Here is a 12,856-nt window from a genome sequence, read left to right on the forward strand (position 1 = left end):
GGGGCTTGTACGGCCAAACCTTTCCCTCGCCGCCCGACCCTTCTATATGCGGACGCTTCTAAGCTTCCCGTGACTCCCCGAAAGGCCGCGCCCGCATGGCTCGCATCCTGATCACCTCGGCCCTGCCGTACATCAACGGCATCAAGCATCTGGGGAACCTTGCCGGGTCGATGCTGCCGGCCGACGTCTATGCGCGGTTCAAGCGGGCCCAGGGGCACGAGACCCTCTACATCTGCGCCACCGACGAACATGGCACGCCGGCCGAACTCGCGGCGACCGCCGCGGGTCAGGACGTCGCCACCTATTGCGCCGAGCAGCACATCCTTCAGCACGACGTCGGCCGCGCCTTCGGCCTGTCGTGGGACCATTTCGGCCGCTCGTCCTCGCCGCAGAATCATCGCCTGACCCAGCACTTCTGCCAGGCCCTGGAAGACCACGGCCTGATCGAGGAACGCGTCGACCAGATGGTCTATTCGGTCGACGACAAGCGCTTCCTGCCGGATCGCTATGTCGAGGGCACATGCCCCCACTGCGGCTTCGAGAAGGCGCGCGGCGACCAGTGCGACAACTGCGGCAACCTGCTGGACCCCACCGACCTGATCAATCCGTATTCGGTGATCTCGGGCTCGCGGAACATCGAGGTCCGCGACACCCGTCACCTCTACCTGCTGCAGACCAAGATGGCCGACAAGATCAGGGCCTGGGTCGATAGCCACGCCGACTGGCCGCCGCTGGCTCGCTCGATCGCCTACAAGCACCTCGATGAAGGCCTGATCGACCGCGGCATCACCCGCGACCTGGCCTGGGGTATCCCGGTGGCCAAGGACGGCGTTCCGCGTCCGGGCTTCGAGGACAAGGTCTTCTATGTCTGGTTCGACGCGCCCATCGAATATATCGCCGCCACCCAGGAATGGGCCGAGGGCTCGCCCGACCGCGACTGGAAGCGCTGGTGGCGTACCGACGCGGGCGCCGACGATGTCAGCTACGTCCAGTTCATGGGCAAGGACAATGTGGCCTTCCACACGGTCAGCTTCCCCGCGACCATCCTCGGCTCGGAAGAGCCGTGGAAGAGCGTCGACATGCTCAAGGCCTTCAACTGGCTGAACTGGTACGGCGGCAAGTTCTCGACGTCGAACAAGCGCGGCGTGTTCATGGACGCGGCCCTGGAGATCCTGCCGCCGGATCTGTGGCGCTGGTACCTGACGGCCAATTCGCCGGAGAGCAGCGACACGGCCTTCACCTGGGAGCAGTTCGCCAGCGCCGTGAACCGCGACCTGGCCGACGTGCTGGGCAATTTCGTCAACCGCATCCTGAAGTTCAACGAGAGCAAGTTCGAGGGCGTGGTGCCGGCGGGCGGCGAACCCGGTCCGCTGGAAGAGAAGCTGTTCGCCGACGTCTCGGCGCGCCTGGCGGATCTTTCCGAACAGATGGACGCCATCGAGATCCGCAAGAGCGCCCAGGCGTTGCGGGCCTTGTGGGTGGTCGGCAACGAGTACCTGCAGGAGGCAGCGCCCTGGACCGCGATCAAGACCGATCGCGACCGCGCCGCCGTCATCGTTCGCACGGCCCTGAACCTGGTGGCGCTCTACGCCAAGCTCTCGGCGCCGTTCATCCCGTTCGCCGCCGAGACGATCGGCAACGCCTTCAGCCTGGATTACCCGGCCGCATGGCCGTCGAACGACGCCAAGGTCGAGCTCGACGTGCTGACGGTCGGCGCGAAGGTGACGGTGCCGGACGTCCTGTTCAAGAAGATCGAGGACGAGCAGATCGCCGAATGGACGGCTCGCTTCGGCGGCGCGGACTAAGGTGCCGGATACGGCGTACAGGGCGGACGGGAAGGGGCTCCCAACCCTGGTCCGCCTCTGCCTGTTCTACGCCGCTATCTTTCTGAGCTCTGGCGTCAGCCTGCCGTATATCGGCACCTATCTGCGCTCGCGCGGCATGAGCGGCGGCGAGATCGGGCTGATCCTGGCCGTGCCGCTGCTGCTGAAGCCCTTCACCGGCGCCTCGCTGGCTGTGTGGGCCGATGGCTTCACCCTGCGGCGCACGCCGATGGTGCTGCTGCTGGTCGGAGCGGGGCTGGGCTATGCGGGCCTGCTGGCCGCTCCGAACCTGTGGTGGTTCATCCTGGCCTGGTTCGTCGGCCAGACCCTGCTGTCGACCGTCTCGCCGCTGATCGACATCATCACCCTGCGCCGGGCGCGGATCGAGGGCTTCAACTACGGGATCCCGCGCGGCACGGGCTCCAGCGCCTTTATCGCGGCGAACCTGGCCATGGGGGCGATCCTGACCTTCGCCGCGCCGACCATCATCGCCATCTGGATCGCCACGGCCTGCTTCATCGCGGCCCTGGCCGCCGCGGTGCTCGTGCCGCCCGAGCGCGTCCACGCCGAAGGCGCCAAGCCCGACCGGTCGGAGCGCTGGAAAGGCCTCTCCGAGCTGCTGCGCAATCGCACCTTCGTGCTGGCGGTGGTCACGGCCGGCCTGATCCAGGGCGCGCACGCCTTCTACTACGGCTTTTCGGCCATCCTCTGGCGCAAGCAGGGGATCTCAGAGCCGATGATCGGCGTCCTGTGGGGCGTGGGCGTCGCGGCCGAGGTCGGCTTCATGTGGTTCCTGGAGCCGCTGCGCCGCCGCTGGGGACCGGAGCGGTTCCTGATCCTGGGCGCCAGCGCCGCCGTGCTGCGCTGGACGCTCTACGCGTTCGAGCCGCCGCTGTGGGCGCTGTTCCCGCTGCAGATGCTGCACGCCATGACCTTCGCGGCCTCGTTCTTGGCCTCGCTGCGCCTGATCGAGAAGCTGGCCCCGCCGGCCGCCGCGTCGCCGGCCCAGGCGATCAACTCGGCGCTGTCGTCGGGCTTCACGCTGGGCATCGCGACCCTGGCGTCGGGGCCGCTGTTCGATCGGCTGGGGGCGTACGGCTACCTGGCCACCGCCTTCATGGCCCTGCTGGGCCTGGGCGGCGCGATCCTGCTGTCGCGCCGCTCGAGATCTCAGATCGTGTAGTCGATCTCCTGGCCTTCCAGCCAGGCGACGATCCGTTCGGCCGCTTCCACGGGATCGATCGCGGTGGTGTCGATGCGTAGCTCCGGGGCTTCCGGCGCTTCATACGGGCTGTCGACGCCGGTGAAGTTCTTCAGCTGTCCAGAGCGGGCCTTTTTGTAGAGGCCCTTCACGTCCCGCGCCTCGGCCACGGCCAGGGGCGTGTCGACGAAGACCTCGATGAACTCGCCGGGTTCCAGGATGTCGCGCGCCAACTGGCGTTCGGCGCGGAACGGCGAGATGAAGGCGGTCAGCACGATCAGGCCGGCGTCGACCATCAGCTTGGCCACCTCGGCCACCCGGCGGATGTTTTCGACCCGGTCCTCCTCGGTGAAGCCGAGATCCTTGTTCAGCCCATGCCGGACATTGTCGCCGTCCAGCAGATAGGTGTGGCGGCCCAGGGCGTGCAGGCGCTTTTCGACCAGATTGGCGATCGTCGACTTGCCCGCGCCGGAGAGGCCCGTCAGCCAGACGACTTGGCCGCGCTGGCTCTTCAGCGCCGATCGCGAGGCCTTGCTGACGTCGGTGTGCTGCCAGTGGATGTTGTCGGCCCGTCGCAGGGCGAAGTTGATCATCCCCGCGCCGACGGTGCGGTTGGACAGGCGGTCGATCAGGATGAAGCCGCCCATCTGGCGGTTGTCGGCATAGGCCTCGAACGGGATCGCCTGGTCGAGGGAGAGGTTCACGAGGCCGATCTCGTTCAGCTCCAGGCGCTTGGCGGCCGTGTGCTCCAGCGTGTTGACGTTCACGCGGTGCTTGATGTCGGTGACGCTGGCGCCGACCGTCCTCGTCCCCAGCTTCAGCAGATAGGTGCGGCCCGGGGGCAGGGGCTCGTCGTCCATCCAGACGAGCGTGGCCTCGAACTGGTTGGCGACCGGGGCGGGCGCGTCGGCGGTCGCGATGACATCGCCGCGCGAGATGTCGATCTCGTCTTCCAGCGTCAGGGTCACCGACTGGCCGGCGACGGCTTGGTCGAGATCGCCGGGCAGGGTGACGATGCGGGCCACGCGACTCTCGCGACCCGAGGGCAGGGCGCGGATGCGGTCGCCCGGCCTGACGCTCCCCGAGGCGATCAGGCCCGAGAAGCCCCGGAAGTCGAGGTTCGGGCGATTGACCCACTGCACCGGCATGCGGAACGGCTTGGACCGCAGGTCGTCCTCGACTTCCACGCCTTCCAGCCAGTCCATCAGGATCGGGCCTTCGAACCAAGGCGTCTCTTCGCTGCGCGAAGCGATGTTATCGCCGCCGAGGCCCGAGATCGGGATGGGCGTGAAGACCGAAAGGCCGATCTGCTCGGCGAAGGCGCGGTAGTCGGCGACGATCCGGTCGAACACCGCCGGGTCCCAGCCGACCAGGTCCATCTTGTTCACCGCCAGCACCACGTGGCGGATGCCGAGCAAGGACACGAGATAGCTGTGGCGCCGCGTCTGGGTCAGCACGCCCTTGCGCGCATCGATCAGGATCACGGCCGCGTCGGCGGTCGAGGCGCCGGTGACCATGTTGCGCGTGTACTGCTCGTGACCGGGGGTGTCAGCGACGATGAACTTGCGCTTCTCGGTCGAGAAGAAGCGGTAGGCGACGTCGATGGTGATGCCTTGCTCGCGCTCGGCGGCCAGGCCGTCGACCAGCAGGGCGAAGTCGATCGCCCCGCCCTGGGTGCCGACCTTCTTGCTGTCGGCCTCGAGGGCCGCCAACTGGTCCTCGAAGATCATCTTGCTGTCGTACAGCAGACGACCGATCAGGGTGGACTTGCCGTCGTCGACGCTGCCGCAGGTGATGAAGCGCAGCAGCGACTTGTGCTGGTGCTGATGCAGGTAGGCGTCGATGTCCTCGGCGATCAGGGCGGACTGGTGCGCCATCAGAAGTAGCCCTCCTGCTTCTTCTTCTCCATCGAGGCGGACTGGTCATGGTCGATGACCCGGCCCTGGCGCTCCGACGTCGTGGTCAGCAGCATCTCCTGGATGACCTGGGGGAGGGTGGCCGCGGTGCTTTCGACCGCGCCCGTCAGCGGATAGCAGCCCAGGGTGCGGAACCGCACGCTCCTCATCTGCGGCACCTCGCCATCGCGCAGGCGGAAGCGGTCGTCGTCGACCATGATCAGCGCCCCGTCGCGCTCGACCACCGGCCGTTCGGCCGCGAAGTAGAGCGGCACGATCGGGATGGTCTCGAGGTGGATGTACTGCCAGACGTCCAGCTCGGTCCAATTGGAGATCGGGAAGACGCGCAGGCTTTCGCCCGGGTGCTTGCGGGTGTTGTAGAGGTTCCAAAGCTCGGGCCGCTGGTTCTTCGGGTCCCAGCGTTGCTCGGCCGAGCGGAAAGAGAAGACCCGCTCCTTGGCCCGGCTCTTCTCCTCGTCGCGGCGAGCGCCGCCGAAGGCCGCGTCGAAGCCGTACTTGGACAGGGCCTGTTTCAGGCCCTCCGTCTTCCAGAGGTCGGTGTGCAGGGCGCTGCCGTGGTCGAACGGATTGACCCCGCGCGCCTCGGCGTCGGGGTTCTTGTGGACCAGAAGGTCGAAGCCCAGCTCGGAGGCCACCTTGTCGCGCAGGGCGTACATGTCCCGGAACTTCCAGGTCGTGTCGACGTGCAGCAGCGGGAAGGGCGGCTTGCTGGGATAGAAGGCCTTGGCGGCCAGGTGCAGCATCACCGCGCTGTCCTTGCCGATCGAATACAGCATGACCGGCCGTTCGCACTCGGCCGCCACCTCGCGCAGGATGTGGATGCTCTCGGCCTCCAGACGCTGGAGGTGGGTCAGGCGCGCCGGCGAGATTTCGGTCATTGCGGAGTCCGGCGGGTACGCGGCGGGTACGAATTGGGTAAGGGCCAAGGCGAGGGTCCGCAAAGGAAAAACGTCCCAGCGCGTCCGTCGAGGAGCGCGCTGCGTCACCTTGCGACCTAGGCCCGGGCGAGGCCGCGGACAACCGCCGGAATTCTGGGGGCGCTGTCAGTGGACATGGCGCCAAGGCTGGTGAGCACCGACCTTCATGACCAAAAGTTCACTCGCCCCCGTTCAAGAACGCTAGCATAACGCCGGTATCGGTCCAGGGACGGGCTATGGGCTTTCTGACGGAAATGCTGGCTGTGGCGGTCGTCTGGCTGTCCTCGTTCGCGCTCTGCCATTTCGGGGTGAGCGTCGAGCACGCCGTCTGCCCGCACGCCAAGAGCGCCTCGGCCAGGACGGTCGCCCGCTCGCCGCGCGGCGCGCCGATCGCGGTGAATGCGCCTCGCGGAACGGCCGAGGCGACCGCGCGCGACGCGTGAACGCGCGCGCAAGGCGCCCAGACCCCGCGAACACAACGGAAGTCGCTTTTCGCCAAGGCTTTTCGCCGTTAGGTTCATGTGACACGCGAAGGAGGGGTCCGGCGCGCGAAGGTTGTCTCTTGCGCCCCTCGCCGACGCCTTGGGACCCTGGCTGTGTATGAAGCCTAAGAAGCGCCAACCGCTCGATTTTTCCGCTACGCCGACGGATGCCCCTCCCGAGGAAACCAAGACCACGCCTGAACTCCCTCCGGAGGTTCCTGGGGCGACGTCGTTCGCCGGGCCGGAGGCGGACGTTCCGACCGCCGAACCCCTGAGCTTGCAGGACACGCTGAACGATGACTTGGCCGTTCCGCCGCCGATGACCGTGCGCTCGCGTCGGCGCCGGGGGCCCGATCCCGAGCCAGTCGAGAGCTTCTCCGAACCCGAGCTGAAACTGGCCACCTCGCTGGCCGCCACCGCCCAGCCGCCTGCCCCGGTGGTCGAACCCGAACACGCCGCGCCTGCCAAGGCCGAGAGCCGCGAGCCGACCCTGGACCTGCGGGGACCCGAAGCGACCGTGCCGCTACGGACCGAGGACGTTCCGCGCCGCATGTCTGGCGTTCTGTTCTGGACCCTGGCCACCGCCATCGCCTTCCTGTGGGCCCTGGCTCCGATCGCCTTCGCCCTGGGCTATGCCCGCGGCGTGCCGGCCTTCAAGGTCGAGGGCTTCGCCCTGACGGTGTTCGCCGGTCTGGCCCTCGGTCCGGCGCTGCTGACCCTGCTAGGCGCCTATCTGCTGCGCCAAGCGACCGGCATCGCCGATGAACTGCGTCGCACCCGCACACTGACCGACCGCATCGTGACTCCGGCCGCCCTGGCGGCCTTGGGCGCGTCCAGCGCGGTCGACGCCCTGCGCCAGGGCGTGGATGACGCATCCACCGCCGCCCAGCGGGCGCGCGAGCACATCGTCTCGCTGCGCCAGGCCCTGGCCGAGGAGACCGGGCGTCTGGCCGACGCCGCCGCCGAATCCGCCAAGATGGCCAAGCAGCTGGCTCAAGGCCTGGGTCACGAGCGCACGGCCATGGAGACCCTGTCGCAGTCGCTGGACGCCCGCTCCACGGCGGTCGTCGACGCGATCGGCAGCCAGGCCCGCATGGTGGCCGAGGCCTCCGACCTGGCCGAGACCCAGCTGCGCGAGGCCGAAGCCGCCCTGGCGGCCCGCGCCGCCGACCTGGCCGCCGCCGCGGCCGAAGCCTCGGACGCCGCCCGCGTCGGGGCCGAGGACCTGTCGCGCCAGATCGCCCGGCTGGAGACCGCCGGTCATGGAGTCGGCGATCAGGTCTCGTCGGTCGAGAAGAGCCTTGCCGCCCAGCGCGCCGCGCTCGTCGAGATCAGCCAGGCTCTGCGTTCGGACCAGGAGGACTTCGCCTCCGAGGCCGAGACCCGCACCGCTCAGCTTACCGAGTTCGTCGCCTATACCCGTGTCGGCGCCACCGAGCTGTCGGACGCCGCCGCGATGGGCGCGGAGATCCTGCGCGGCCTGATCAGCGCGGCCGCCGACCAGTTCCGCGAACTGGCCGAGGGCGCCACCAGCCAGCGCGAGGCCCTGGCTGACAACGCCAAGAAGACGCTCGAAACCATCGGCGACGTCGCCGAGAACCAGCGCACCTTGCTCGAGGATGAGTTGAAGGCGGCCATGGAGGCCATGGCCGAGTCGGCGTTGAAGGCGGCCGAGGGCGTGGAGGCCCGCGTCGAGGCCGCCCGCAGCCGTGTCGACCAGTTGAACGAGATCGCCTTCGCCGCCGGTCAGAAGGCCGACGCGGTGTTCGAGTCCCGCATGGAAGAAGCGCGCGACATCATCGAGCACTCGGCCCAGATGGTCGAGCAGGCCGGGGCGCGCACCTCGCAGAAGCTGGCCGACTCGGTCCAGGCCGCCCGCGGCACGCTGGACGAGCTGGAGGCGATGCTGGCCGAGATCGGCAAGCGCACCGCCGACCTGCCGGCCGAGGCGCTGCAGAAAGCCGTCGAGGTCCGGGTGTCCATCGAGCAGGGCGTTGAGCAGTTGATGAACGCCGTCCGTCGCACCGCCGAGGAGACGGCCGCGATCGATCAGGCCTTCCAGGAGCGCGTCCGTCGCAACTACGAGATGCTGAGCGAAGCAGCGGGGGCCATCACCGCGTCCAGCGCCTCGACCGTGGCCGCCCGCTCGACCTCGGCGCAGGCGCCGCCGAGCCGGACGCGCGCCGGCGCCCCGCCGTCGCCTCCGGTCCAGCCCGAGCCGCTGCCGATGGCCGTGTTCGACGACGAGGACGAGGAACCGCCGACCGACCGTCGCCGGCTGCGCCTGACGCCGACGGCCACCGACCAGGAATTCCGCTCGGTGTTCGAGCAGGCCTCGGCCCGCAAGCAGACGCCTCCCCAGCCGTCGTCCGATCCTGACGGCGAGGGCGGCTGGAGCTGGCGCAACCTGCTGGCCGGCATCGAGAACAGCTCGCCGGGCGACGCGGGTCTGGGTGAGAAGCTGGCCGCCGAGATCACGGCCATGGGCATCGACCCGCACGCCCTTCTGCCGCGCGGCCGGATCGACGAGATCGCCGCCGCCCTGCAGACGCGTGACGACGGCGGGGCTCGCGAGGTGGTCAAGCGCCTGGCGCCGGCCGCCATCCGCCGCCTGGTCCGCCGTCTGTTCTCCGACTCGACGTTGAAGGCCAATACGGAGCGTTTCCTGAAGCGCTACGCCGGCATGATCGAAGAGGCGGCGGGCCAGGATCGCGAGGGCTTCCTGCTGGCGGCCCTGCTGTCGTCGGACGCCGGCCGGGCCTACCTTTTGCTCGACGCGGCCAGCGGCGATCTCGGCTAGGGTCTCGTGAAGCGCGCTTTTGATTTCGCGGCGGCGGCGATCGGCCTGATCGTGCTGGCCCTGCCGCTCGCCATGCTGTGGCTGCTGGTGCGCCTGACCTCGCCGGGACCGGGGCTCTACTGGTCGCGGCGGGTGGGCAGGGGCTCGGCGCTGTTTCCGATGCCCAAGTTCCGGACCATGCGGATCGACACCCCCGAGGTCGCCACGCACCTGCTGGAGGACCCCGACCGCTGGCTGACGCCGCTGGGGCCGGTGATGCGCAAGCTCAGCCTGGACGAGCTGCCGCAGCTTTGGAGCGTGCTGGTCGGCCACATGAGCCTGGTGGGGCCACGCCCGGCGCTGTTCAATCAGGACGACCTGATCGCCGCCCGCCAGGCCGCTGGCGTTGATGTCCTGCGGCCTGGCGTCACGGGCTGGGCACAGATCAACGGCCGCGACGAACTGGCCATTCCGGACAAGGTGGCGCTCGACGCCGAGTACCTGGCCCGGCGCTCATTCCTGTTCGACCTGGAGATCATGGTCAGCACCGTCGTGCCGGTGCTGACCGCCAAGGGCGTGACCCGCTAGTTCAGGTGAGGTCCGTATAGGCCTTCTCGATCGCCGCCACGAAGGTGGGGTTTCTGGTCAGCGCCGCCGGGAAGACGGTGTCCAGAGCCAGGAAAGCCGCCACGTCGGTCTTGGCGTCGCCGGTGACGCCTACGCCAATCTCGGTCAGCTTGGCGGCCAGCGGGTCGGTGATCGCCTCGCCGGTCTTGGCGCGCAGGGCGATGAAGCGCATCCAGGCCGCCAGCGGGATCGCCAGGCGCTCGATCGAGCGGCCGGCCTCCAGGGTTTCCGTTAACGTGCCGAGGATGCGGAAGGGCAGCTTGGCCGAACCGTCCCAGGCGATCTGCGCCAGGTAGTGGCGGATCTCGGGATTGCGGAAGCGGGCCAGGATGGCTTCGGCGTAGTCGGCCAGATCCAGGCCGCGCGGCGCGGTCAGAGTCGGGATGATGTCCTTGGCCATAAGGTCGCGGGCCAGGGCTTCCAGGACCGGATCGCTGACCGCCTCGAACACCGTCTCGTGGCCGCGCAGGATGCCGGCATAGGCCAGGGTCGAGTGGACCCCATTCAACAGGCGCAGCTTGGCGCGCTCGAAGCCACGGACGTCGTCGGTCAGGATGACGCCGACGCTGGCCAGGTCCGGCGCATCGTTCGGGAGCACGTCCTCGACGACCCACTGGGTGAAGGCCTCGCGCTGGATCGGCCAGGCGTCCTCCAGGCCCGTGGCGGTCTTGACGCGCGCCCGCAGGGCGTCGTCGGTGGCGGGCGTGATGCTGTCGACCATGGTGCGCGGGAAGCTACCCTCGGTCTCGATCCAGGCGGCGAGGTCGGCGTCGATCTTGGCGGCGAAGGCGACCACGGCCGCTTTCAGGCGCCAGCCGTTGTCGGCGAGGTTGTCGCAGGCCACGACGGCGTAGGGCGACAGGCCCGCCGCGAACCGGCGGCGCAGGCCCTCGACGATATAGCCGACGGCGCTCCTGGGTTCGCGCGGATGGGCCAGGTCGTGGACGATGTCCGGGTGCTTCTCATCCAGTCCGCCCTCGGCCGACAGGGTGTAGCCCTTTTCGGTCACGGTCAGGGTGACCACGCGGGTCGTCGGGGCGGCGAGCCGGGCGAAGACCGACGGCGGATCCTCGGGCGCGACCAGCACCTCGACGATCGAGCCGACGATGCGGAAGGTGGTCTCGGCGTCCAGCTGAGCCAGGGTGTAGAGGCCGTCCTGCGGCTGCAGGGCGTCGCGGACGCCGGGGCTCTTCAGCGAAACGGCGCAGATTCCCCAGCGCGGATCGCTGGCCAGCAGTTGGTCGAAATAGAAGGCCTGGTGAGCGCGGTGGAAGGCGCCGGGGCCGAAGTGGACGACCCCGACCTGCACCTTGTCGCGGTCATAGGTCGGCTGCGCCGTGCCGGGGATCGCGCCCGGATAGCTGGTCGCGCTCAGACGCAGGGCGGGGGAGGTGGTGGGAGAAGCCGTCAAGGGAGCATGCCTGGAGTTTCGTAGCGGAAGGGTCGATCGTTTAAATGCGGTAGTCTGACAAGGCTAGCAATTGGCCTGACCATTTTTAGAGCGTCACGCCGGACTTCCATATGGCGATCTCGCGTTCGCCGTTCAGCTCGGCCTTGGTGGCCTTGCCCGAGGCGGTCTCGACCACGAGGTCCATCAGCTGGTCGGCCGCGTTGTCCATCGACACGCCTTCCAGCACCTGGCCGGCGTCGAAGTCGATCCAGCCGGGTTTGCGCTGGGCCAGGCCCGAGTTCGAGGCGATCTTCAGGGTCGGGGCCGGGAAGCCCAGCGGCGTGCCGCGGCCGGTGGTGAACAGGATCACCGTCGCGCCGGCGGCGGTCAGGGCCGTCGACGAGACCGCGTCGTTGCCCGGGGCCTCCAGCAGGGTCAGGCCGTGCGGGCCGACGCGCTCGCCGTAGCGCAGCACCTCGACCAACTGGGCCCGGCCACCCTTCTGCACCGCGCCCAGGGACTTTTCCTCGAGCGTGGTGATGCCGCCGGCGATGTTGCCGGGCGAGGGGTTCTCGTAGATCGGCTGGTTGTTGTCGATGAAGTAGCGCTTGAAGTCGTCGATCACGCCGACGGCCTGGTCGAAGATCTCGCGGCTGGCGGCGCGTTGCAGCAGCACGTTCTCGGCCCCGAAGACCTCCGGAATCTCGGTCAGGACCGGGGTGCCCCCGGCGTCGGCGACCTTGTCGGCGATGCGGCCGACCAACGGGTTGGCGGTGACGCCCGAGAAGCCGTCCGAGCCGCCGCACTTGAGGCCCACGACCAGTTCCGAGACGGGGATCGGCTCGCGCCTGTCCTGCTCGGCGATGGCGACCAGGGCCTCGACGGCAGCCAAGCCGTCCTCCAGCTCGTCCTCGACCATCTGGGTCGTGAAGCCGCGCAGGCGGTCACGGTCTATGTCCGGCGCGCTGTCGAGCAGGGCCTTCAGCTGATTGTTCTCGCAGCCCAGGCCCAGGATCAGCACGCCTCCGGCGTTGGGGTGGGCGGCCAGGCCCGCGATCAGGCTGCGGGTGTGGGTCAGGTCGTCGCCCAGCTGCGAGCAGCCGAACGGGTGGGGGAAGGCGTAGATTCCGTCGACGCGGCCGGCGAAGCGGGCATTGGCCTTTTCGGCGATGCGGCGGGCGGTGTTGGCCACGCAGCCGACGGTGCACAGCACCCAGATCTCGTTGCGGGTGCCGGCCCGGCCGTTCTTGCGGCGATAACCGTCGAAGGTGCGAGGGGCGGGCTCGACGTGCGGCTCCGGCGCGGTCGGGGCGAAGGTGTAGCCCTCGACGCCTTGCAGGCGAGTCTCGACATTGTGGACGTGGACATGGTCGCCGATCGCGATGTCGACCGTGGCCCGGCCGATCGGCCAGCCGTACTTCAGGACGTCGGCGCCAGCGCTGGCACAGCGAATGGCGATCTTGTGACCCTTGGGGATGTCGGCGCGGACGGTGATCGCCTGGCCGTGCAGGTCCAGGACCTCGCCAGCCACGAGGTCGCGCAGGGCGGTGGCCACGTGGTCGCGCGGGTCGACGGGGTGGATCGATTCGCGAGGCGCAAGGGTCGTATCGGTCATGGGTTCGTCTTCGCCGCCGAGTTTCGTGTCGTCAATTTCACTGCCTAGTGACATGGTAACCGGTGTCAGTCACCCCTCATGCGGACGTTTCGTCCTAGGTTGGCGA

9 protein-coding genes are annotated in these 12,856 nt (G+C 68.8%); 5 read left to right on the top strand and 4 right to left on the bottom strand.

The window, feature by feature from the left end; translation table 11 throughout:
• Positions 1-95 precede the first annotated feature (95 nt).
• Together metG and AC1RNC_RS04060 are read left to right on the top strand one after the other, a co-directional pair.
• A complete protein-coding gene (gene metG / locus AC1RNC_RS04055; RefSeq protein WP_492883886.1) occupies positions 96-1,805 on the top strand; it encodes a methionine--tRNA ligase in 1,710 nt (569 codons plus the stop codon).
• A gap of 1 nt (position 1,806) precedes the next feature.
• Positions 1,807-3,006: an MFS transporter gene (locus AC1RNC_RS04060; RefSeq protein ID WP_492883888.1), complete on the top strand. Its 1,200-nt coding sequence runs from the start codon at positions 1,807-1,809 to the stop codon at positions 3,004-3,006.
• Here the strand turns inward: AC1RNC_RS04060 and cysN are convergent.
• The gene (gene cysN, locus AC1RNC_RS04065; protein ID WP_492883890.1) at positions 2,994-4,901 is read right to left on the bottom strand and encodes a sulfate adenylyltransferase subunit CysN; all 1,908 of its coding nucleotides are present in this window, start codon (positions 4,899-4,901) and stop codon (positions 2,994-2,996) included. The genes AC1RNC_RS04060 and cysN overlap by 13 nt on opposite strands.
• The gene (cysD, locus tag AC1RNC_RS04070; protein WP_492883892.1) at positions 4,901-5,866 is read right to left on the bottom strand and encodes a sulfate adenylyltransferase subunit CysD; all 966 of its coding nucleotides are present in this window, start codon (positions 5,864-5,866) and stop codon (positions 4,901-4,903) included. The genes cysN and cysD overlap by 1 nt, the downstream gene beginning before the upstream one ends.
• 227 nt (positions 5,867-6,093) lie before the next feature.
• Here cysD and AC1RNC_RS04075 point away from each other — a divergent pair, with 227 nt between their 5' ends.
• The 3 genes from AC1RNC_RS04075 to AC1RNC_RS04085 all read left to right on the top strand — a co-directional run bounded on the left by AC1RNC_RS04075 (position 6,094) and on the right by AC1RNC_RS04085 (position 9,706).
• Positions 6,094-6,300, top strand: a complete 207-nt coding sequence (locus tag AC1RNC_RS04075; RefSeq protein ID WP_492883894.1) for a hypothetical protein — start codon at positions 6,094-6,096, stop codon at positions 6,298-6,300.
• Between the two features lie 157 nt (positions 6,301-6,457).
• Positions 6,458-9,139: a polar localization protein TipN gene (locus AC1RNC_RS04080; RefSeq protein WP_492883896.1), complete on the top strand. Its 2,682-nt coding sequence runs from the start codon at positions 6,458-6,460 to the stop codon at positions 9,137-9,139.
• 6 nt (positions 9,140-9,145) lie between these two features.
• A complete protein-coding gene (locus AC1RNC_RS04085) occupies positions 9,146-9,706 on the top strand; it encodes a sugar transferase (RefSeq protein ID WP_492883898.1) in 561 nt (186 codons plus the stop codon).
• Position 9,707: 1 nt separating this feature from the next.
• On the opposite strand, the gene AC1RNC_RS04090 is transcribed toward AC1RNC_RS04085, so the two are convergent.
• Positions 9,708-11,156, bottom strand: coding sequence for a mannitol dehydrogenase family protein (locus AC1RNC_RS04090; protein ID WP_492883900.1), 1,449 nt, complete (start codon positions 11,154-11,156; stop codon positions 9,708-9,710).
• A gap of 85 nt (positions 11,157-11,241) precedes the next feature.
• Positions 11,242-12,750, bottom strand: a complete 1,509-nt coding sequence (locus AC1RNC_RS04095) for a UxaA family hydrolase (RefSeq protein WP_492883902.1) — start codon at positions 12,748-12,750, stop codon at positions 11,242-11,244.
• Between the last annotated feature and the right edge of the window lie 106 nt (positions 12,751-12,856).

This window comes from Caulobacter sp. GW822-FHT01G02, from assembly GCF_058802865.1.